The following is a 20,494-nucleotide window of genomic DNA, read 5'->3' on the forward strand; positions in this document are numbered from 1 at the left end:
CTCAGCACGAGAGGGAAGTCAGACAAGTGGAGACAACGCAGAGTGCGGGCGACATCTCGCCGCGCGGTGCGCGTGTCGGTGTCGTTCGTGAGTCGAACGCGGGCGAGCGACGTGTCGCACTGGTACCGAAGATCATCGCGGGCTTGTTGAAACAGGGTGTCGAGGTGGTGGTGGAGGCCGGGGCGGGCGCGGGCGCGCTCATTCCGGACGCCGCCTACGAGGCGGCGGGCGCGCGGATCGGCGATCCGTGGTCGGCCGAGGTGGTGGTGAAGGTGGCCCCGCCCAACGATGCCGAGGTGGCCAGACTTTCCGCGGGCCAGACGCTGATCGGTTTCCTGGCGCCACGTGATGCCGTGAATCAGATCGGCAAGCTGAAAGCGGCCGGGGTGCAAGCGTTCGCGATGGAGGCGATTCCGCGCATCTCGCGGGCACAGGTGATGGACGCGCTGTCCTCGCAGGCGAATGTGGCCGGATACAAGGCCGTGCTGGTCGCCGCCCAGGATTCGACCCGTTTCTTCCCGATGCTCACCACCGCGGCGGGCACGGTGAAACCCGCGACGGCGCTGGTGCTCGGGGTCGGCGTGGCGGGTCTGCAGGCGCTGGCCACGGCCAAACGCCTCGGTGCCCGCACCACCGGTTACGACGTGCGGCCCGAGGTCGCCGATCAGGTCCGCTCGGTCGGCGCGCGATGGCTCGACCTCGGTATCGACGCGGCGGGCGAGGGCGGTTACGCCCGTGAGCTCACCGAGGACGAGAAGGCCGCCCAGCAGCAGGCTTTGGAGGATGCCATCAAAGGCTTCGACGTGGTGATCACCACCGCGCTGGTGCCGGGTCGTCCCGCACCGCGCCTGGTCACCGCCGCCGCGGTGGCGGGTATGCGGCCGGGCAGCGTCATCGTGGACCTGGCCGGGGAGACCGGCGGAAACTGCGAGCTGACCGTGCCGGGGCAGACCGTGGTCGAACATGGTGTCACCATCGCCTCCCCGCTCAATCTGCCCGCGACCATGCCGGAGCACGCCAGCGAGCTGTACTCGAAGAATGTGGCGGCCCTGCTGGAGTTGATGCTGTCGGAGGGCCGGATCGCCCCCGACTTCGACGATCGGGTGCTGGCCGATTCCTGTGTCACTCGGGAGGGTGAGAGCTGATGTACACCGAACTGCTGGCCAATATCGCGATCCTGGTGCTGTCGGGTTTCGTGGGCTTCGCCGTGATCTCCAAGGTGCCCAATACCCTGCACACGCCATTGATGTCGGGCACCAACGCGATCCACGGCATCGTCGTGCTGGGTGCGCTGGTGACCCTGGGCAATGTCTCCGATCCCTCGATACTGACGCAGATCATCCTGTTCGTGGCCGTGGTATTCGGAACGCTCAACGTGATCGGTGGTTTCGTGGTCACCGACCGGATGCTGGGCATGTTCAAAGGCAAGAAGCCCGCTGCCGGTGCGTCTTCGGCGGACACGGGTAAGGGCGGTAAGTGATGCACACCTTCGACAACGTGAGCTACCTGGTCAACGGGCTCTACATCATCGCCTTCGCACTGTTCATCTACGGCCTGATGGGGTTGACCGGTCCCAAGACCGCGGTGCGCGGCAATCTGATCGCGGCGACCGGCATGGTGATCGCGGTGATCGCGACGCTGATCTCCGTGCGCCACACCTCCAATTGGATCCTGATCATCGCGGGCCTGGTGGTCGGTGTGGTGTTGGGTGTGCCGCCGGCGAAGTTCACCAAGATGACGGCGATGCCGCAGTTGGTGGCCGCGTTCAACGGTGTCGGCGGCGGCACCGTCGCGCTCATCGCCTGGTCGGAATTCATCAACTCCCGAGGGTTCTCGCATTTCGACGAGCAGCCGACGGTGCATATCGTGATCGGCTCGCTGTTCGCGGCGATCATCGGATCGGTGTCGTTCTGGGGCTCGCTGATCGCGTTCGGCAAATTGCAGGAAATCCTGCCCGGCCGTCCGATCGGCATCGGGAAGTGGCAGCAGCCGCTGAATCTGCTGCTGTTGCTGGGCGCCGTCGCGGCGGCGGTGGTCATCGGGGTCGGCGCGACCAAAGATGGTGTGTCGCAGCTGTGGATGATCGCGGTGCTGGTGTTGGCCGCCGCGCTGGGGCTGATGGTGGTGTTGCCGATCGGCGGCGCGGATATGCCCGTGGTGATCTCGCTGCTCAACGCGCTCACCGGCCTGTCGGCCGCGGCGGCGGGTCTGGCGTTGAACAACACCGCCATGATCGTGGCGGGCATGATCGTCGGCGCGTCCGGTTCCATCCTGACCAACCTGATGGCCAAGGCGATGAACCGCTCCATTCCGGCCATCGTGGCGGGCGGATTCGGCGGCGGCGGGGCCGTCGTGACGGGTTCGGGTGAGCAGAAGCAGGCCAAGGCCACCTCCGCGGCCGATGCCGCCATTCAAATGGCCTACGCCAACCAGGTCATCGTGGTGCCCGGCTACGGCATGGCGGTGGCGCAGGCACAGCACGCGGTCAAGGAGATGGCCTCGCTGTTGGAGGCCAAGGGCGTCGAGGTCAAATACGCGATTCATCCGGTGGCCGGGCGCATGCCGGGGCATATGAACGTGCTGCTGGCCGAGGCCGAGGTCCCCTACGACGCGCTCAAGGAAATGGACGATATCAACGGCGAATTCGCGCGCACCGATGTGGCGCTGGTGATCGGCGCGAACGATGTCACCAATCCGGCTGCCCGCGAGGACAAGAGCAGCCCGATCTACGGCATGCCCGTGCTGAACGTGGACCAGGCCCGCAGCGTCATCGTGCTCAAACGCTCAATGAACAGCGGTTTCGCCGGTATCGACAACCCACTGTTCTACGCCGAGGACACCTCGATGCTCTTCGGTGACGCCAAGAAATCCGTCGCCGCCGTCACCGAGGAACTCAAAGCGCTATAGGTCGACCGCGATATCGGGCGCGATTGGGGTTCGGATAGATTCGGCGGTGGAGGTCGCCGGTCGAGAGGTCGACCGGAAGAGCAGGACCGGGGAGGACCAGATGACCACACCGCCGAATCTTCCGAATTCGGGACAGCCGCAACAGGGTTGGGGCGCTGCGCCACCCGCAGGCGGACCCTACGCGACGCCGCCCGGCGGCGCGCCCTATCCGCCGCCGAATTACGGTGCGCCACAGGGTGATCCCATGGCCGGGCCGCAAACCTATCCGGCAGGCGGGTTTCCGCCGCCGGGTCAGCCCGGATTTCCACCCGCCGCGCCCGTATACGTGCCCTCGCCTCCGCAGCGCAAGGCGAATCTGCTGCGCGCGCTGCTCGTGGTGGCCGGGGTGCTGGCGGTGGTGATCGGATTGGGCGCCGTCGTGCACTATCTCACCCGCAGTGACCCGCAGAAGATCGAGGTCGGCCAGTGCGCCAAGCTCGGGGGCAGTTCGTACAAACCGGAATTCGCCATCAAGAGCTGCGAGGACGCGGAGGCGAACTATGTGGTGGCGCAGCGGATCGACAAGTCCAACGCCGATTGCGCCACCAAGGATTACGCGAGCTACTACGAGGTCGGCCGCAAAACCAGCAGTTACACGCTGTGCCTGCGGTTGAATGTCAAAGAGGGCGATTGCGTCAAGACCTCGCACTTCTCGGCCAGCAGCAAGGTGGCCTGCACCGCGAGCGCCGACTTCAAGATCGGCCGCATCGTCACCGGTCGGGCCGAGCCCGCCGCCTGCGGTAGCGGGGCCACCGAGCACGAGACCATCGTGTATCCGAAGCCGGACCCGATGACGCTGTGTCTCGTCGCGCCGAAGTAGTTCCGGGAACGGGTTATTCGCTGGACAGGTTCGGGTCGGCGGGAAGATCATGGTCGGAGTGTCTGCACGAAATGAGCCGTTGCGGGTGATCCATCCCGCCGACGCCGGGGCCGAACCCGATAACGGGCTGCCGTGGGCGGCGGCCGTCGATTCCTCCTACACCAGCCGCGATGCGTTGGACGCGCTGGCATTGGCGCCGTTCCTGCGCGGCGATCAGCCCTTCGCCCGCACGGTGCATCTGGAGCGGGTGCGGTCCGACGCCCCACTGCGTCCGACCACCGCGACGGTGCTGCGCGCCGCCGAGGAGGAACATTCGGGTGCGGTGCTGTGCACCGGTCCGGGGTGGAGTCTGCGGTCGGTGCGCTGGAATGGCGGGTCGGCCATGCTCGAGATCACCGCGACGACTTCCGAACTCGCGCGTTCGGTGCTGGAGGAGGCCACCAAGGATGCGGTCGAGCCCGCTCCGGCCGCCGAATCGGTCGAGATGGGTTTCTGGCATCTCGACGGGCGTGGCGCGCGCCGCAGGGGCCGGGCCGTGTCGACCCCGGAGTGGTCGGGCATTCGCGAGAACTATTCCGCTCCGGTGACCGAGGCCGTCGATAGGTTGATGGCGCTCACGGCCGCCGATATCACCGGCAGGTTGATCCTGCTGCACGGCCCGCCCGGCACCGGCAAGACGACGGCCTTGCGCGCGCTGGCCAGAGCTTGGGCTTCGTGGTGTCAGTTCGACTGCGTGCTGGATCCGGAGGTGCTGTTCTCCAGTCCGGGCTACCTGATGGAGGTCGCGGCGGGCGCGGAGGACGACGATCACGGTGAGCGGTGGCGGCTGCTGGTGCTGGAGGACTGCGACGAACTCATTCGCGGCGAGGCCAGGGAGACTGCGGGCCAAGGTCTTTCGCGGCTGCTCAATCTGACCGACGGCATCCTCGGGCAGGGGCGCGATGTGCTGGTCGCGATCACCACCAATGAGGAGTTGTCCCGACTGCATCCGGCGGTGGTCCGACCGGGCCGATGTCTGGCTCAGATCGAGGTGGGGCGGCTCTCGTCCGCCGAGGCCGCCGAGTGGTTGGCCAGATCGGGTCGCCGTGACCCGGTGGAGGCGGGCGCGACGCTGGCCGAACTGGTCGATCTGCGCGACGGCTCGGCGCGGATTCGGTCCGTGCCGAGCGAATCCGTGTCCGCCGGAATGTATCTGTGAGCCGGCGGATCAGCGCGCCGCGACCACTGCGGCATACCGGCAGCAGAGCAGGACGGCCAGCAGCGGGACGACGAGGGCCGCGTTCAGCGGGATGAGGATGGTCAACCACCCGATGACGGCGGGACCGGCGAGCAGTCCGAAGTAGCCGAGGCCGAACACGCGCGACATATCCGTCGCGGCCGTGGCCGAGCCGAGATTGCCTGCGGCGGTGAAGATCTGCGGCACCACCCCGGACAGTCCGAATCCGGCCATGGCCCAGCCCAGTAGGGTCAGCGCAACTACCGGCGAGGCGATCACGACCGCGAAACCCAATGCGGCCAGCGCCGATCCGTATCGGACCACGGCGACCCGCCCGAAGCGGCCGCTGATCCGGTCGGTGGCGAGGCGGCCCGCCGTCATGGTGAAGGAGAACGCGCCGAAGGCCAGCGCGGCGGTGGACGCGTCGGCGTTCAAGTGGTCGCGCATGTGCAAAGTGCTCCAGTCATTGGCCACGCCTTCGGCGAGCAGAACACCGAAGGCTATCGCCGCCAGCGCCAACACCTTTCGCGCGGTCGTCCGCTTGTCGCCGGTGGGCTGCTCGGATCGCGCTGCGGCGGAACCGGATTCCGGGTCGGCTGTGCCGCGGTCGCGCAGCAGGCCCGGCACCAGCGACGCGGTGATCAGCACGCCGAGCACCGCCGCGATCGACAGTGTCAGCCGGGCATCCCAACCCGCGCGCAGGGTGGCCGCGCCGATCAGCGATCCGAGCAATCCGCCGCCGGAGAACAGCGCGTGGAACGCCGCCATGATCGGGCGACCGTACGCGCGCTCGACATGCACCGCCTGGGTATTCATCGAGACATCGAGCGCGCCATTGCCGAATCCGAAGCAGGCCAGGGCGATTGCCAGTGTGAGCGGGCCGACCGCGAGACCGGGACCGAGCACCGCGAGCGAGGCCACCGCGGCCGCCACCCCGACCATCGCGCGGCTGCCGAACCGGTCCGCCAGCGGGCCTGCCGCCCGCATACCGACAATGCCCGCACCCGCCATGAGCAGGATGAACATCCCGAGTGCCGCCGGATCGACGCCGGTGCGGTCGGTGATCACGGGGATGTGGACCACCCACATGGACAACAGAAACCCATTGAGCGTGAAGACCGTGAAGACCGCGACGCGAGCGATGCGGGTCGGACGGTCGAGCGTGACAGCGGACACCGCTCGACGTTACCGGCCGCCGCCCGCGCGCGCATCGACCTTCATCCGGCTCGCCACACACCGGTCGCGGCCATCGCCGCGGCGTATTCGGTGAATTCGCGGGGTTCGCGACCCAGCACCTGCCGAATGCCGTCGCGGGTGCCGGAATTGCGGCCGTCGAGCACGGTGCCGAACAGATAGTCCAGCAGGCTGACCACATCGGTCGGCACCTGGTATTCGGTCAGCGCCGCAACGAATTCCGTGCGGGACAGCGGGATGAAGGCGATCTCGCGCCCGAGGGCCGCACCGATCTGCGACACCGCCTCGGCGAAGGTGAGTGCCCGAGGTCCGGTGAGGTCATAGGTTCGGCCGACGTGGCCGTCGTCGGTGAGCGCGGCCACCGCGACTTCGGCGATGTCGTCGGCGTCCACGAAGGGTTCGGGCACCGAGCCATTGGGCGCCGCGAGTTCGCCCGCCAGGATGTAGTCCAGGAACGCGCCCTCGCTGAAGTTCTGGAAGAACCAGGCGCAGCGCAGCACCGTCCACTCCAGACCGCTATCCTGAACCACCCGTTCGCATTCGGCGGCCTCGGGTTCACCCCGGCCCGAGAGCAGCACCACCCGGCGCGCCCCGGCCGCCACGGCGGCGGCGGTGAAGGCGCGAATGGTCTCCGGTGCGTGCGGCACCGCCAGATCCGGTTGGAACGCGAGGTAGACGGCGTGCACTCCGGCGAGGGCAGGTCCCCAGGTGGCACGGTCCTCCCAGTCGAAGGGGATGACGGCGAGGCGGGAGCCGACCCGGACCGGATGGCCTGCCCTGGCGAGCCGGGTCGCGACGCGGCGACCGGTCTTGCCGGTGCCGCCGGTGACGAGGGTGAGGTTATCGGTGCGCGTTTCCATGATTCGAGTACACCGGCCCCGGTCGCGTCGAAACATCGTTCATCGGCTCGCGCGCATGCTCCATCGTCTACCGTGGATCGGGTGGATGCGCTAGCCAGTCTGCTCGAAGGCCCACGCGCGAGAGGTGCGTTCCTGATGAGTTCGCTCCTCGATCCACCCTGGTCGCTGCGGGTGCGCGACGAGGCGCCGCTGACTGTGTGCGCCGTGATTCGCGGCGAGGCGTGGCTGATGAGCGGCAGCGCCGCCCCGCGCCGGGTGTCGGCGGGCGATGTGGCGATCTTCCGCGGCCCCGACCACTACACGGTGGCCGACGATCCGGCGACCGAACCGCAGATCTATATCGAGCCCGGCAACCTCACCCGCCTGCCCGACGGCGAGATCGTCTGCGAGACACTCAGTTTGGGTGTGCGACAGTGGGGGACCAATCCCGAGGGCGCGACGGTGCTGCTCACCGGCACCTACGAGTCGGCGGGTGCGGCGAGCAGGCGATTGTTGCGCGCGCTGCCCGCGCTGATCGTTTTGCCGCGCGGCGAATTCGACGGTCGCATCGTGGAGGTGCTCGCCGACGAGGCCGTGCGCGACGAACCGGCCCAGAGTGTCGTCCTGGACCGCCTGCTCGATTTGGTGCTGATCGCGGCTTTGCGCGCCTGGTTCGCCCACAATGACGCCCCCGCCTGGTACCACGCCTACAGCGATCCGCTGGTGGGCAAGGCGCTGCGGTTGTTACAGCACAATCCGGCGCACGGCTGGACGGTGGCGAGTCTGGCCGAGGCTGTCGGCGTCTCGCGTGCCGCACTGGCCCGGCGGTTCACCGATCTGGTCGGCGAGCCGCCCATGTCCTTCCTCACCGAGTGGCGGCTGGCATTGGCCGCCGACCTGCTCCAGGAATCCGATGCCACCGTGGAAGCCATTGCCCGCCAAGTGGGTTACGGCAGCGCCTTCGCCCTGAGCACCGCCTTCAAACGGCATTTCGGCATCAGTCCGCGCGACCACCGCCAAGCGAGCGCGGCGGCGGGGCTGTCCTCGGTCGGATAGGGCCGGGATGTCGGCGGCCGGTGCGGGCTGCGATATCGTCGGCCGGGTGACGCAGCAGCAATATCCGGTGCTCTGGCCGGTCCAGACCCGCTGGGCCGACAACGACCACTACGGTCACGTGAACAACGTGGTCTACTACTCCTATTTCGATTCGGCCGTGAACGGCTGGCTGATGGAGGCCACCGGCACCGATATCCGAACCCTGCCCGCCATCGGCGTGGTGGCGCAGACTTCGTGCCGCTTCCTCGCCTCGCTCAGTTTTCCGGACCGGATCCGGGTCGGTTTGCGCGTGACGCGGCTCGGTCGCTCCAGCATCACCTACGATCTGGCGATCTTCCGGGAGGACGGCGCGAGTCTGGAATTGGCGGCGACCGGCGATTTCGTGCACGTCTACGTCAACGCGGACACGCGCAAACCGGTCGAGATTCCCGCGGCGATTCGCGAGGCGGCCACCACTCTCGCGGGACCGGTCAAATCCGACTCAGCAGAGTGAGCGGATCCTCCAGCAGTCCGGCGGTGGTGGCCAGGAAGCGCGCGGCCAGTTCGCCATCGATGAGTCGGTGGTCGAAGCTCAAGGTCAGTGTCGTCACCCAGCGCACGGCCAGTTCATCGCGATAGACCCAGGGCTGCTTGCGGATCGCGCCGAGGCACAGGATCGCCGCCTCGCCCGGATTGACCAGCGGCAGACCGGTATCCACCCCGAAGACGCCCACATTGCTGATGGTGAAGGTGCCCCCGCGCAGATCCGTCGGTGTGGCCACGCCGGAGCGGGCCGTATCGATCAGCCAGCCGAGCTCCCGGCACAGGTCGCGCAGGGTCAGCGCCTGCGCCTCCTTGATATTCGGGACGAGCAGACCGCGCTCGGCGGCCACCGCGATCCCGAGATTCACATAGTGCTTGGTGACGATCTCCTGGTTCTGCTCGTCCCAGTACGCGTTGATTCTCGGAAATTCGGCGAGCGCGGCGAGCACCGACTTGGCCACCAGGGCCAGCGGTGTCAGCGCGAGATCGGCGAAGGACTTGGTGCTGCGCAGGTGATCGATGAGCTCCATCGATCCGGTGATGTCGACGGTGATACCCGCTCCCGCTTGGGGAATGGTGCGGGCGCTGGCCACCATGGCGGCGGCGGTGCGCTTGCGGACACCGCTGATCCCGGTGCGTTCCTCGCGGGCGGTCGGGCGGGCCGCCTCCGGGGCGGTGCGTTGAGCGGTCTGGACGCGCGGCTGTGAGACGGGGACCGCGCCGCGCACATCGTCCACGGTGACCGCGCCCTCCGGGCCGGATCCGGCGACGTACCACAGATCGATTCCCAACTCGCGAGCCAGTTTTCGAGCGGCGGGCGTAGCGGCGGCGCGTTGCGCGGCGCCATGAGCGGACGTATCCGGTTCGGTCGCGGTCGAATTCGCGCCATTGGCGGATACGCGCTCCGCCTCGGTGCTATCCGGCGCCGAGGTCGCTTCGGTCGCGGCGGCAGCCTGTGGTCGCCGCCGCCGCGAGACCTGCTCGCCTTCCGGCCCGTACCCCACCAGCACCGCGGTCCGCCCGCCCGAATCGTTCGGACCCGAATCGGCCTGCTCCGCCTGCGCTCGCGTCGAACTCGCGATCCGAATGAGCGGCGCGCCGACCAGCACCGTCGCCCCCGGTTCGGCCAGTAGCTCGACCACCCGCCCCGCGAACGGCGAGGGCAGTGCGACCACCGCCTTGGCCGTCTCCACCTCGGCGATGGTCTGATTCAGTTCGACGGTATCGCCGACGGCCACCGTCCAATGAAGCAGTTCGGCATCGGCGAGTCCCTCGCCCAGATCCGGCAGTCGGAATTCGAGGATATTCGGATCCCGCTGGGGGACGGTCTGTGCCACGTCGGTCCTCTCGCGTCGGGGTCAGGCGGCCAAGGTGCGATCGACCGCGGCGAGGATGCGGTCCGGATCGGGCAGGTGGTGCTTCTCCAGTTTGGCCGGAGGATAGGGGATGTCGAAGCCGCCGACCCGCAGCACCGGGGCCTCGAGGTGATAGAAGCAGCGCTCGGTGATGCGCGCGGCGATCTCCGCGCCGAGTCCGGCGAAGACCGGCGCCTCGTGCGCGATGATCAGTCGGCCGGTCTTGCGCACCGATGCCTCGATGGTGTCGAAATCAATGGGGGACAGGCTGCGCAGGTCGATCACCTCGAGCCCATGCCCCTCCTCGGCGGCGATCTTCGCGGCCGACAGCGCGGTGGCCACCGTGCCGCCGTAGGTGACGATGGTGGCGTCCGCCCCGCTGACACACACTCTGGCCCGCTCCAGCGGCAATTCGGGTTCGGCGTCGAGCGCGGCGAAATCGAGGTCGGCCCGGTCCCAGTAGCGGCGCTTGGGTTCGAAGAAGATCACCGGGTCATCGAGCGCGATGGCGGCGCGGATCATGACGTAGGCGTCGGCGGGGGTGCTGGGACTGACCACTCGCAGTCCCGCCGTGTGCGCGAAATACGCCTCCGGCGATTCGGAATGATGCTCCACCGACCCGATGCCGCCGCCGAAGGGTATGCGAATGGTCATCGGTGCGACGACCTTGCCCTGCGTGCGGTAGTGGATCTTGGCCACGTGCGAGACGATCTGATCGAAGGCCGGGTAGACGAATCCGTCGAACTGGATCTCGCACACCGGTCGGTAGCCGCGCAGCGCCATGCCGAAAGCCGTTCCGACGATGCCGGATTCGGCCAGCGGGGTATCGATGACGCGGTTGTTGCCGAAATCCTTCTGCAAGCCGTCGGTCACCCGGAAGACCCCGCCCAACTTGCCGATGTCCTCGCCCATCAGCAGCACCTTGGGGTCGCCCTCCAAGGCCCGGCGCAGGCCGGTATTGAGCGCGCCTGCGAAGGTGGTGATCATTTACGGGACTCCTTCCGTTCGCGCGGCGTCGAGGCCGGGATCGCCCGCCAGGTACGCCGCGTACTCCCGCCGCTCCTCGGTGATGAGCGCGTGCGGGGTGGTGTAGACGTGGTCGAACAGCGCGGACGGGTCCGGATCGGGCATGTCGATGGTCGCGGTGCGCACCTGCGCGCCGACCTCGTCCGCGCGCGCTGTGACCCGTGCCTCGAATTCGGCGTCGAGCAGACCCTCGTGCTCGAGCAGCCGGCGCAGGCGGTCGATGGGATCGCGGTGCGACCATTCCTCGAGTTCGGCGGCGGCGCGGTAGCGGGTAGGATCATCGGCGGTGGTGTGCGGACCCATCCGGTAGGTGATGGCCTCGATGAACGACGGTCCGCCTCCGCTGCGCGCCCGCTCGATCGCCTGCCTGGTGACGGCAAGCACCGCGAGCACATCATTGCCGTCGACCTGTACGCCGGGAATCCCGTAGCCGTAGGCGCGGCGCACGATCGGAGTCTGGCTCTGCACGCGCACGGGTTCGCTGATGGCCCAGTGATTGTTCTGGCACAGGAACACCACCGGCGCACCCCAACCCGCCGCGAAGCCCAGCGCCTCGGCGATATCGCCCTGGCTGCTCGCGCCGTCGCCGAAATAGGCGATGGTGGCGATCTCCGCGCCGTCGAGATGGGCCGCGTAGGCGTAGCCGGTGGCGTGCAGGCCCTGCGAGCCGACGATGATATTCGGGTTGGTCATACTGACCGCGTCGGGATCCCAGCAGGAGTGGGCCACGCCGCGCCACAGGCGGGTGAGTTCGGTGGGATCGACGCCGCGGCAATAGGCTACGGCGGCCTCGCGATAGGAACAGAACACGTAGTCGTCCGGATGCAGGGCGCGGGCCGAACCGACCTGGGTGGCTTCCTGACCGAGCAGCGGAGCCCACAGTCCGAGCTGGCCTTGACGTTGCAGCGCGGTGCCTTCGATATCGATGCGGCGCACAACGACCATGTCGGTATAGAGGGCGCGCAGTTGCTCCGGGCCGATATCGGCGACGAGCGCGGCATGTTCGCGGTCGAGGACCCGGTGACCGTCGGGCTGCACCAATTGCACGGGGTAGTTGGGCCTGTCCGGCATCGCTGACCGCCTCCTCGTCAGGTGCGCCGCGCGCAGATGTGTCGTATACCACACAGCTTCCACGAGAATGCGGTCTGCGCAAGTGATCAACACGCGAATGGGCATATTGCTCAATTTGACACCGGTGACCAATGTCATACTGCGTCGTATGAGCAGTCGAGATTCCGCCGACCCGATGCTGGACGCGACCGACGCGCGTCTGTTGCTGGAGCTGGTCGCCAACCCGCGCGCTACGGGCGTCGAACTCGCGGCGCGCCTGGGCCTTTCCCGCAATACCGTGCAGGCCAGGCTGTCGCGCTGGGAGTCGGGCGGTGTGCTCGGCAGTTTCGAGCGGCGGGTGCGGGCGCGGGCGCTGGGCTACCCGCTGTCGGCCTTCGTCGCGGTGGTCGTCGATCAGCACCGTTTGGATCCGGTGGTGGACGAGATCGCCGAGGTGCCGGAGGTGACCGAGGTGTGCGGTATGACGGGGCTGACCGACCTGACGGTGCGGGTGGTGGCGCGCGACGCCGACGACCTATATCGCATCGCGGGACAGATCCTCAAGATTCCGGGTGTGGAGCGCACCAATATGGCGCTGGTGATGCGCGAACTGGTGGGTCCGCGCACCGCGCCGCTGCTGCACCGGTTGGCGGGCGCGCCCTCGCGGGAGCGCGGTATGAGTTCGTAGGCGCCCTGTCTGCGAGGCAGGGCCTATGGTGCGGGGATGGAGATTTCGGGCAAGGTTGCGATTGTCACGGGGGCGGGCGCGGGCATCGGTGCGGCGCTGGCGCGGGCATTGGTGGCGGGTGGGGCGCGGGTGGTCCTCGCCGATCTCGCGGCCGATCGGGTCGCCGAGGTGGCCGCTTCGATCGGCGCGGGTGCGGTGGCGGCCGACGGCGATGTCGCCGACGAGCGGGTGATTCGCGGGCTGATCGAGCGGGCCGAGGCCGAATTCGGCCCGGTGGACCTGTATTTCGCCAATGCCGGTATCGGTGGCGGTGCGGGTTTGCAGAGCACCGACGCGCAGTGGGCGGCGGCGCTCGAGGTCAACACCATGGCCCATGTGCGGGCGGCCCGGCTGCTGGTGCCCGGCTGGGTCGAGCGGGGCGCGGGCTATTTCGTCGCCACCGCCTCGGCGGCCGGACTGCTCACCCAACTCGGTTCCGCCCCCTATTCGGTGTCCAAGCATGCGGCGGTGGGATTCGCTGAGTGGCTGTCGGTGACATACGGCGACAAGGGGATTCGGGTCAGTTGTCTGTGTCCGATGGGGGTGGACACCCGGTTGCTGCAGACCGGTCTGGTTCCCGCCGAGGATGTCGCCGAGGCCGAACTCGCGGTCAAGGCGGTGACGACGGCGGGCGCGGTGCTGACGCCGGAGCAGGTCGCCGCCGCGGTCATGGAAGGCGTTGTGGCGGAGGAGTTTCTGATTCTGCCGCATCCCGAGGTATTGGAAATGTATCGGCACAAAGGCGCCGATTACGATCGCTGGCTGCGCGGGATGCGCCGATTTCAGGCCGGACTCCAAGCGTGAGAAAAGCGCTGTGGTCTCATGAGGGCCACAGCGGAATTGAAAGGTGGCGCCCAATGGGTGATCCGGTGCGAGTTATTTGGGCGCGCGAGCCCATTCCCGAGGGGCCGAGCGTATTTCTCGCCGGACCGACGCCGCGCGAGGACCGCACCCCGTCCTGGCGGCCTGCCGCCATTGCCGCGCTCGAAGCGGCCTGGCGCGGTCCGGGGCCGCTGTCGGTGCTCGCCCCGGAATCGGCGGTCGGTTTCCGCGCCTCCGACTATGACGCCCAGATCGATTGGGAGATCGCCGGATTGAGCGGGGCGAGCGCGATCATGTTCTGGATCCCCCGCGATGTGACCAGACTGCCGGGATTTACGACAAATGTCGAATTCGGACTGTACGTGGGATCGGGTCGTCTCGTGCTCGGCTGCCCACCGGACTGTCCGAATCCGGAACGCAACCGGTATTTGATCCATACCGCGCGGCGTTTCGGCGCCCCGGTATGCGAAACACTTTCCGATACCGTCGATTCGGTGCTGGGAATAGTGAAATCCGGGCTGGCGGAACAGGTTTGAGTTAATCTGAATTAGGCGACATTCCGTCGCCCCCGCGGAGGTCGGGATCGAGGGCGAGGGTGATCCCGACCTCCGCGGGGGCGACGGCTCGCCTCAGGTCCGCGCGGCCAAAAGACGGCGCGCGATCAGTCCGACCACCAACGCCCAAAATGCCGCGCCCACACCCAGGAAACTCACACCGGAAGCGGCGATGAGGAAGGTGAGCACACTCGCCTCCCGATGCTCCTCGGCGCGCAGCGCGCCCGCCAATGCGGCCGCCAGCGTGCCCAGCAGGGCAAGTCCGGCAACGGTTTCCAACGTGCCCGCAGGCGCCGCCGCGATCAGCGCCACCACCGCGGCCGAGGCCAGCGCCAGCACCAGATAGCCGAAACCCGCCGTGAACGCCGCGATCCACCGCCGCTTGGGATCCGGATGCGCCGACGGCGCGGCCGCCAACGCCGCGCTGATCGCCGCCAGATTGATGGCATGCCCGCCCGCAGGCGCGCCGAGTATCGTGCCCACCCCGGTGACGGTCATGGCCGCGCGCCACGGCACCTGATAACCGAACGAACCGAGCACCGCGCTGCCCGGAATGTTCTGCGAGGCCATGGTGACGATGTACAGCGGCACCGTGATACCGATGATGGTTTGCCAATTCCAGTGCGGCACCGTCAGTTCCACCGATGGCACCATGCTCGCCAACTCCAGGCCGCGATGGTCGAGGACCATGCTGATACCGGCGCCGACCGCCGCCGCGACGAAGGCCGCGAGCACCGCCCACCGCTTGGCGTAGCGCTGCAGCACCAACCAGACCGCGATCACCGGCAGCACCACCGCCGGACTGGTGGGCACCGCGCGCACCGGCGCCAGACACAGCGGCAGCAAGACCCCCGCCAACATGGCCTGCGCGATCCCCACCGGGATGCGCGCCACCAGATCGCCGATCCGCCCCCACAGTCCGGTCAAGAGAATAAGGACACCGGTCAGCACGAAGGCCCCCACCGCGGCGGGCCACCCACCCGCCACCGCCCCGGCACCGGCCAGCAGCGCCGCGCCCGGCGTCGACCAGGCCAGCGAGATCGGCATCCGATACCGGTAGCTCAGCACCATCATCCCCACCGCCTGCGTGAGGCACACCGCGAGCAATCCGGACGCCGCCTGCGCCTGCGAGGCCCCCACCCCGGTCAGACCCTTCAGCACCACCGCGAACGCGCTGACGAAACCCACCAGCGCCGTGACGATTCCGGCAGTGAGCGCGGGCGCCAAACCCACCGCCTCGGATGTCGCCGCTTGTTCGGGCACCGGAAAAACCTTCGTCATTCGCGCGATCCTGCCGTCACGGCGTGCGGGTGTCGGTAGCCGGCCTCCGGAAACTGGACTGATTTCCGTCCGGGTCGTGCCCCGCGCGCGGCGCGGTTTGCGTAGGGTGGTGCCATCGATCCGAGCTGGGCGATTCGTCAAGGAGTCAGGTTGAGCGCGGTGCTGATCTCGCCGGAAGAACTACGGGAAGCCCTGGCGGACAAACGGGTTCGTCTACTCGATGTGCGGTGGGCACTGGGCGACCCGGATGGTCCGCAGCACTATCTCGATGGGCACGTGCCCGGCGCGGTCTTCGTCGATATGGAGACCGAGCTCGCCGCGCCGCCCGCACCGGCGCGCGGCCGACACCCGCTGCCCGAGATCGGCCAGTTGCAGCGGTGCGCGCGCAGTTGGGGGATCCGGGCGGGCGATCCCGTTGTCGTCTACGACGCCACCGGCGCGATGGCGGCGGCGCGCGCCTGGTGGTTGCTGCGCTGGTCCGGCATTGCCGACGTGCGGCTGCTCGACGGTGGGCTGCCCGCGTGGATCGCGGCGGGCGGCGCGGTGGCCACCGGGGCCGAACCCGATCCGGAACCGGGCGACGTGGTGCTGACGCCCGGTCATCTGCCGGTCATCGATGCCGATGCGGCGGCGCGCTGGTCGGGTGTGCTGCTGGACGCGCGGGCGGGCGAACGCTACCGGGGCGAGACCGAACCGATCGATCCGCGCGCGGGCCATATTCCCGGCGCGGTCAGCGCGCCCACCGCTGCCAACCTGGACTCGGCGGGCCGGTTCCGAAGCACGAACGAGCTGCGCGACCGCTTCGCCGAATTCGGCGCGGGTCCGGTCGCGGTGTATTGCGGGTCGGGGGTCACCGCGGCGCACCAGATCGCGGCGCTCGCCATCGCGGGTGTCGAGGCGGCGCTGTATCCGGGATCGTGGTCGCAGTGGTCGAATGATCCGAAGCGGCCGGTGGCCACCGGGGCCTGAATCTCACAGCCAGGCGCGGGCCAGCAGTTCGTCCTCGATGACCTGCCTGGCCCTGGGTGGGAAGCGGGTCGCGGCGAGGCTGCCGGTGTGGCAGCCGTCGTGACCGATCAGCCACGAGCCGCCGCCGTCCTCGCATTCGGCGATCTTGGCGAAGGTGGTCAGCAGGAAGGTGATCGCCTCGCGCGGATCCACGGTGTGCGCCAGCCGCTGCGATTCACCGGGGCGCGACAGGTCGAGCCATACCCCGCACTGCCCGTCCAGGCGCATCCCGACGATCTTGTCGGCATTGATGAAGGTGAATTTTCGCCGTTCCCACGGTGTGGTCGGCGTAAAGCTCTGCTCGAGTACCTGGAGCAGAATCGTCATGCTTGCTGCCCTCCGCTTCGAGGATTTTCTGGCCCGAGCCAGCGATGACCAGCCGATATCCCAGTATGGTCCGAAATCGGCGCCAATGGGGAACCGGCAACACAATCTTGTCGCGCCCTATTCGAATCCGCCACGCGGGCCGCCGAGGAAGCGGGAGAGGTGGTCGAGACGGTGTCGGGGGGACCTGATTTGATGGCGGGATGCTGCATGGTTTGTGGGCTCCGGGGCGGGGACTGGTGCTCTGGCCCGCGCAGGCGGCGGCGGAGGTGAGCGGGCCGCTGGGGGGTTTGCTGGCCGAGGCGCGGTTTCGGCATCGGGCCGGGGTGCTGGTGGCGGGGGAGGTTCGGGAGGTGCGGGCGCACGCGGTGACGCCGATGGTGGCGGCGGTGGTGCTGCGCCAGCGGCTGCCGGAGGGCGAGGTGGCCGGAGATCTGCGGTATCTGTCGCATGTGGCGCGGGGTGTGCAGCGCTGGGTGCGGGCGGGTCGGGTCGCGCCGGAACTGCGCCGCGAGGACGGGCAGTGGTGGGTGCGGTGGCGGCTGGTCGGCGGGCGTCCGCTGCGGGCCTGGCTGGCGGAGTTGGCGGCCGCCATGCCGCCCGCGTTGCGGGTGGCGGGTGCGCCGAGTGCGGTGCTGGACGATCTGGTCGCGGAATTGACCGACCCGCTGGTGCGCGAACTCCTGGAACCTGTCGCGGCCGAGCACTCGCTTATCGCGGCCCTGATCGACGACACCCCGTTCGACGCGGGCAGCTTCCAGGTGTCCGAGGCGCTGATCAGGTGGCGGGAGAGTCTCCTCGGCGAGGAGCCGGATCTGGTGCTGCGCCTGCTGGAACCCGAGGCGCAGCAAGAGCTCTGGCGGCTGGAGGTGTGTCTGCAATCGGCCGGGGAGGCACCGAGTCCGGTTGTGCTGCACGGTGATCCGGTGCTGCTGCGTGCGGCGGTGGAGAAGTTGGGCGCGGCGCAGCGCGCCTACCCGCGGCTGCGCGACCTGCCGAGCGACCCCCGCTCGCTGGATCTGCTGCTGCCCACCGAGGTGGTGGCCGATCTGGTCGCGCACGGCGCGCACGCCCTGCGCGAATCCGGCGCCCGCCTGCTGCTGCCGCGCGCCTGGAATATCGCCGAACCCACCCTGCGGCTGAATGTGTCCGGGGTGCCCGCCGCCGAGAGCACCGTCGGCATGCGTCGATTGGTGTCGTTCAGTTGGGAACTCGCCCTGGGCAATACGGTGCTGACGCAGGCGGAGATGGCCCGACTCGTCAAATCCAAATCGGATCTGGTGCAGTTGCGCGGCGAATGGGTGCAGGCCGATCACAAGATGCTGGCCGCCGCCGCCCGCTACGTGGCAGGCCGTGTCGAGCCGATGACGGCCGAACTGGATCGGATGTTCGTCGAACTGGCCGACAACCACGTCGACCGGGTGCCCATCGATGCGGTGCACGCGACCGGTTGGGTGGCCGACCTGCTCGACCGCTCCCACGAACCCGAACCGCTCGCCGCGCCCACCGGATTGCGCACCACCCTGCGCCCCTATCAGGAGCGCGGCCTGTCCTGGCTGGCCTTCATGAGCAGGCTCGGTCTCGGCGCGATCCTCGCCGACGATATGGGCCTCGGCAAGACGGTGCAGGTGCTGGCGTTGCTGCTGCACGAGCGCGAATCGGGTGCGTGCGGTCCGACGCTGCTGGTGTGCCCGATGTCGGTGGTCGGCAATTGGCAAAGGGAGACAGCCCGATTCGCCCCGGACCTGAAGGTGCTGGTACTGCACGGTCCGTCCCGGCCCGCCGGTGCGGGGCTGGATGCCGCGGTGGCCGAGGCCGACCTGGTTGTCACCACCTATGTGCTGCTGGCGAGGGATATCGAGGAGTTGCGGCGGCAGGAGTGGGCGCGGGTGGTGCTCGACGAGGCGCAGCACATCAAGAATGCCGCGACCCGCCAGGCCAGGGCGGCGCGCGGTCTGCGGGCGCGACATCGGTTGGCGCTCACCGGGACTCCGGTGGAGAACCGCCTCGAGGAACTGCGGTCGATCCTGGATTTCGCGGTGCCCGCGCTGCTGGGCAGTCCGCAGTCGTTCCGCGCCCGCTTCGCCGTGCCGATCGAGCGCGAGCGCGACCCGAATGCCATCAGTCGCCTGCGGCATCTCACCCAGCCGTTCGTGCTGCGCCGGGTGAAGACCGATCCGGCCGTCATCGCCGATCTCCCGGAGAAATTGGAGATGACGGTGCGCGCCAATCTCACGGTGGAGCAGGCCGCGCTGTATCAGGCGGTGGTGGACGACATGCTCACCAAGATCAAGGGCGCGAAGGGTATGGCCCGCAAGGGCGCGGTCTTGAGCGCGCTCACCCGGCTCAAACAGGTCTGCAATCATCCGGCGCACTTCCTGGCCGACGGCTCGGCCGTGCTGCGGCGCGGCGCACACCGCTCGGGCAAGCTGGCCCTGGTGGAGGATGTGGTGGACTCGGTGCTGGCCGAGGGTGAAAGAGCCTTGCTGTTCACCCAGTTTCGCGAGTTCGGCGAGTTGATCGCCCCGTATCTGACCGAGCGTTTCGGTGCGGCGGTGCCCTTCCTGCACGGCGGTGTGTCCAAGAAGCGCCGCGACACCATGGTGGCCGGATTCCAGGAGTCGGACGGTCCGCCGCTGATGCTGCTCTCGCTCAAGGCGGGCGGCACCGGATTGAACCTCACGGCCGCCAATCATGTGGTGCACCTGGATCGCTGGTGGAATCCGGCGGTGGAGAACCAGGCCACCGACCGCGCCTACCGGATCGGACAGCGGCGCGATGTCCAGGTGCGCAAACTGGTATGCGTCGACACCATCGAGGAGCGGATCGACGAAATGATCTCGGGCAAGCGGCAATTGGCGGATCTGGCGGTCGGCGCGGGGGAGAACTGGATCACCGAGTTCAGCGACGGCGAATTGGCGCGGTTGTTCACTCTCGGCACGGAGGCAGTGGGCGAATGATCCCGGTGGACGGCTATGAGGGCGGCTACGGGAAACGTCGTCCGGTGCGCGGCGGTGTCGAGGCGCGTAGTCGCCGAGGCGGATTCGGGCGCACCTGGTGGGGCAGGGCGCTGGTGGAGGCGATCGAGCGGATGGCGGAGCCGGGGCGGATGTCGCGTGGTCGCAGTTATGCCCGCTCCGGTCAGGTGGTGAGCTATCGGGTGGAGCCCGGCGGGGTGACGGCCGAGGTGCAGGGCAGTCAACCTCGGCCATTCACGTCGGTGCTCACCGTGCGGCGCATGCGCGAGGAGGAGTTGGAGCTGCTGGTGGAGGCGATTCGCGCCGCACCCGGCATGCTCGCCGAAATCGCTTCCGGCGCACTGCCCGTCGACCTCGGCCCGCTGCTGTTACCGCAGACCGCGGCGGATCTGGATTTCGATTGCACCTGTCCTGACGCGGGCCGGCCATGCAAACATGCCGCCGCCGTCTGCTACGTGCTCGCCGAGCGATTGGACGAACAGCCCCGCGATATCCTCACGCTACGCGGAATCGACCTCGACTCCCTTATACGAGGGATCGAAACCGAGCCCGCCCCAACGGATTACGTCGATCCATACGGTGCGGAACTGGAACTGCCCGAACCGCCGCGGCTCGAATTCCGTCCTGCCATCGACGATCTCGACCCGCTGCCATTGCGGCGGGCGCTGCGGATGACCGCGCCCGACGAAACGACCGCCGCGGCGGGCCTGCGCGAACTGCGCACCCTCTATACCGCGCTCGCGCGCTGATCCTCGGGTACCGGACGATCCCGGGCT

The 20,494-nt window shown here is 68.4% G+C and carries 20 protein-coding genes; 13 read left to right on the forward strand and 7 right to left on the reverse strand.

The annotated features are described in order from the left end of the window. Window positions 1-26: 26 nt before the first annotated feature. The 5 genes from D5S18_RS24440 to D5S18_RS24460 all read left to right on the forward strand — a co-directional run bounded on the left by D5S18_RS24440 (window position 27) and on the right by D5S18_RS24460 (window position 4,964). Window positions 27-1,145, forward strand: a complete 1,119-nt coding sequence (locus D5S18_RS24440) for a Re/Si-specific NAD(P)(+) transhydrogenase subunit alpha (protein ID WP_120043402.1) — start codon at window positions 27-29, stop codon at window positions 1,143-1,145. Then, window positions 1,145-1,480 (forward strand): NAD(P) transhydrogenase subunit alpha part 2, encoded by a 336-nt coding sequence (locus D5S18_RS24445; protein ID WP_120043403.1) that lies wholly within the window; start codon window positions 1,145-1,147, stop codon window positions 1,478-1,480. Before D5S18_RS24440 ends, D5S18_RS24445 begins: the two co-directional genes overlap by 1 nt. Then, window positions 1,480-2,907: an NAD(P)(+) transhydrogenase (Re/Si-specific) subunit beta gene (locus D5S18_RS24450; RefSeq protein ID WP_203236889.1), complete on the forward strand. Its 1,428-nt coding sequence runs from the start codon at window positions 1,480-1,482 to the stop codon at window positions 2,905-2,907. Before D5S18_RS24445 ends, D5S18_RS24450 begins: the two co-directional genes overlap by 1 nt. A 100-nt stretch (window positions 2,908-3,007) precedes the next feature. Continuing rightward, a complete protein-coding gene (locus D5S18_RS24455) occupies window positions 3,008-3,766 on the forward strand; it encodes an LppU/SCO3897 family protein (protein WP_147404124.1) in 759 nt (252 codons plus the stop codon). A gap of 49 nt (window positions 3,767-3,815) precedes the next feature. Beyond that, entirely contained in the window at window positions 3,816-4,964 is a 1,149-nt protein-coding gene (locus D5S18_RS24460; protein WP_120043405.1) for a DUF5925 domain-containing protein, read from the forward strand. A 9-nt stretch (window positions 4,965-4,973) separates the two neighbouring features. On the opposite strand, the gene D5S18_RS24465 is transcribed toward D5S18_RS24460, so the two are convergent. Then, window positions 4,974-6,158, reverse strand: coding sequence for an MFS transporter (locus D5S18_RS24465; protein ID WP_120043406.1), 1,185 nt, complete (start codon window positions 6,156-6,158; stop codon window positions 4,974-4,976). Window positions 6,159-6,199: 41 nt separating this feature from the next. Continuing rightward, entirely contained in the window at window positions 6,200-7,036 is an 837-nt protein-coding gene (locus tag D5S18_RS24470) for an NAD(P)H-binding protein (protein ID WP_120043407.1), read from the reverse strand. An 81-nt stretch (window positions 7,037-7,117) separates the two neighbouring features. On the opposite strand from D5S18_RS24470, the gene D5S18_RS24475 reads away from it, so the two are divergent. Both D5S18_RS24475 and D5S18_RS24480 read left to right on the forward strand, forming a co-directional pair. Beyond that, a complete protein-coding gene (locus D5S18_RS24475; RefSeq protein ID WP_120043504.1) occupies window positions 7,118-8,071 on the forward strand; it encodes an AraC family transcriptional regulator in 954 nt (317 codons plus the stop codon). A 7-nt stretch (window positions 8,072-8,078) separates the two neighbouring features. Further along, window positions 8,079-8,564, forward strand: a complete 486-nt coding sequence (locus D5S18_RS24480) for an acyl-CoA thioesterase (RefSeq protein WP_120043408.1) — start codon at window positions 8,079-8,081, stop codon at window positions 8,562-8,564. Here D5S18_RS24480 and D5S18_RS24485 read toward each other — a convergent pair. Genes D5S18_RS24485 through pdhA form a run of 3 tightly spaced genes read right to left on the reverse strand, consistent with a single transcriptional unit; the run spans window position 8,542 to window position 12,045 of the window. Continuing rightward, on the reverse strand, window positions 8,542-9,930 hold the full coding sequence (locus tag D5S18_RS24485; RefSeq protein ID WP_120043409.1) for a dihydrolipoamide acetyltransferase family protein: 1,389 nt from the start codon (window positions 9,928-9,930) through the stop codon (window positions 8,542-8,544). The two genes, D5S18_RS24480 and D5S18_RS24485, sit on opposite strands and share 23 nt — an antisense overlap. Before the next feature lie 21 nt (window positions 9,931-9,951). Continuing rightward, entirely contained in the window at window positions 9,952-10,935 is a 984-nt protein-coding gene (locus D5S18_RS24490; RefSeq protein WP_120043410.1) for an alpha-ketoacid dehydrogenase subunit beta, read from the reverse strand. Next, on the reverse strand, window positions 10,936-12,045 hold the full coding sequence (gene pdhA, locus D5S18_RS24495) for a pyruvate dehydrogenase (acetyl-transferring) E1 component subunit alpha (RefSeq protein ID WP_120043505.1): 1,110 nt from the start codon (window positions 12,043-12,045) through the stop codon (window positions 10,936-10,938). It lies immediately after the preceding gene. 148 nt (window positions 12,046-12,193) lie between these two features. Between pdhA and D5S18_RS24500 the strand changes: the two genes are divergently transcribed. From D5S18_RS24500 to D5S18_RS24510, 3 genes are read left to right on the forward strand one after another with little or no spacing between them, the layout of a single operon-like run. Then, complete coding sequence (locus D5S18_RS24500) at window positions 12,194-12,712, forward strand: Lrp/AsnC family transcriptional regulator (RefSeq protein ID WP_120043411.1); 519 nt, start codon at window positions 12,194-12,196, stop codon at window positions 12,710-12,712. Window positions 12,713-12,748: 36 nt separating this feature from the next. Further along, entirely contained in the window at window positions 12,749-13,555 is an 807-nt protein-coding gene (locus tag D5S18_RS24505; protein ID WP_120043412.1) for an SDR family oxidoreductase, read from the forward strand. Between the two features lie 53 nt (window positions 13,556-13,608). Further along, window positions 13,609-14,109: a nucleoside 2-deoxyribosyltransferase domain-containing protein gene (locus D5S18_RS24510; protein WP_120043413.1), complete on the forward strand. Its 501-nt coding sequence runs from the start codon at window positions 13,609-13,611 to the stop codon at window positions 14,107-14,109. A 93-nt stretch (window positions 14,110-14,202) separates the two neighbouring features. Here the strand turns inward: D5S18_RS24510 and D5S18_RS24515 are convergent, their stop codons facing one another. Then, window positions 14,203-15,408: a benzoate/H(+) symporter BenE family transporter gene (locus D5S18_RS24515; RefSeq protein WP_120043414.1), complete on the reverse strand. Its 1,206-nt coding sequence runs from the start codon at window positions 15,406-15,408 to the stop codon at window positions 14,203-14,205. Between the two features lie 150 nt (window positions 15,409-15,558). Here D5S18_RS24515 and D5S18_RS24520 point away from each other — a divergent pair, with 150 nt between their 5' ends. Then, a complete protein-coding gene (locus tag D5S18_RS24520) occupies window positions 15,559-16,377 on the forward strand; it encodes a sulfurtransferase (RefSeq protein ID WP_439651166.1) in 819 nt (272 codons plus the stop codon). Between the two features lie 3 nt (window positions 16,378-16,380). Here D5S18_RS24520 and D5S18_RS24525 read toward each other — a convergent pair whose 3' ends face one another. Continuing rightward, a complete protein-coding gene (locus D5S18_RS24525) occupies window positions 16,381-16,743 on the reverse strand; it encodes a hypothetical protein (protein ID WP_120043415.1) in 363 nt (120 codons plus the stop codon). 200 nt (window positions 16,744-16,943) lie between these two features. On the opposite strand from D5S18_RS24525, the gene D5S18_RS24530 reads away from it, so the two are divergent. Both D5S18_RS24530 and D5S18_RS24535 read left to right on the forward strand, forming a co-directional pair. Then, window positions 16,944-19,700: a DEAD/DEAH box helicase gene (locus D5S18_RS24530; protein WP_120043416.1), complete on the forward strand. Its 2,757-nt coding sequence runs from the start codon at window positions 16,944-16,946 to the stop codon at window positions 19,698-19,700. Beyond that, the gene (locus tag D5S18_RS24535) at window positions 19,697-20,467 is read left to right on the forward strand and encodes an SWIM zinc finger family protein (RefSeq protein ID WP_120043417.1); all 771 of its coding nucleotides are present in this window, start codon (window positions 19,697-19,699) and stop codon (window positions 20,465-20,467) included. Before D5S18_RS24530 ends, D5S18_RS24535 begins: the two co-directional genes overlap by 4 nt. Window positions 20,468-20,494 lie beyond the last annotated feature (27 nt).

Source organism: Nocardia panacis, assembly GCF_003598715.1.
Classification (GTDB): Bacteria; Actinomycetota; Actinomycetes; order Mycobacteriales; family Mycobacteriaceae; genus Nocardia; species Nocardia panacis.

Coding starts and splice junctions, on each gene's coding strand:
- D5S18_RS24505 (WP_120043412.1), top strand. CDS start 12,749: ATGGAGATTTCGGGCAAGGTTGCGATTGTCACGGGGGCGGGCGCGGGC.
- D5S18_RS24460 (WP_120043405.1), top strand. CDS start 3,816: ATGGTCGGAGTGTCTGCACGAAATGAGCCGTTGCGGGTGATCCATCCC.
- D5S18_RS24500 (WP_120043411.1), top strand. CDS start 12,194: ATGAGCAGTCGAGATTCCGCCGACCCGATGCTGGACGCGACCGACGCG.
- D5S18_RS24480 (WP_120043408.1), top strand. CDS start 8,079: ATGTCGGCGGCCGGTGCGGGCTGCGATATCGTCGGCCGGGTGACGCAG.
- D5S18_RS24490 (WP_120043410.1), bottom strand. CDS start 10,935: ATGATCACCACCTTCGCAGGCGCGCTCAATACCGGCCTGCGCCGGGCC.
- D5S18_RS24470 (WP_120043407.1), bottom strand. CDS start 7,036: ATGGAAACGCGCACCGATAACCTCACCCTCGTCACCGGCGGCACCGGC.
- D5S18_RS24455 (WP_147404124.1), top strand. CDS start 3,008: ATGACCACACCGCCGAATCTTCCGAATTCGGGACAGCCGCAACAGGGT.
- D5S18_RS24510 (WP_120043413.1), top strand. CDS start 13,609: ATGGGTGATCCGGTGCGAGTTATTTGGGCGCGCGAGCCCATTCCCGAG.
- D5S18_RS24535 (WP_120043417.1), top strand. CDS start 19,697: ATGATCCCGGTGGACGGCTATGAGGGCGGCTACGGGAAACGTCGTCCG.
- pdhA (WP_120043505.1), bottom strand. CDS start 12,045: ATGCCGGACAGGCCCAACTACCCCGTGCAATTGGTGCAGCCCGACGGT.
- D5S18_RS24530 (WP_120043416.1), top strand. CDS start 16,944: ATGCTGCATGGTTTGTGGGCTCCGGGGCGGGGACTGGTGCTCTGGCCC.
- D5S18_RS24450 (WP_203236889.1), top strand. CDS start 1,480: ATGCACACCTTCGACAACGTGAGCTACCTGGTCAACGGGCTCTACATC.
- D5S18_RS24515 (WP_120043414.1), bottom strand. CDS start 15,408: ATGACGAAGGTTTTTCCGGTGCCCGAACAAGCGGCGACATCCGAGGCG.
- D5S18_RS24445 (WP_120043403.1), top strand. CDS start 1,145: ATGTACACCGAACTGCTGGCCAATATCGCGATCCTGGTGCTGTCGGGT.
- D5S18_RS24525 (WP_120043415.1), bottom strand. CDS start 16,743: ATGACGATTCTGCTCCAGGTACTCGAGCAGAGCTTTACGCCGACCACA.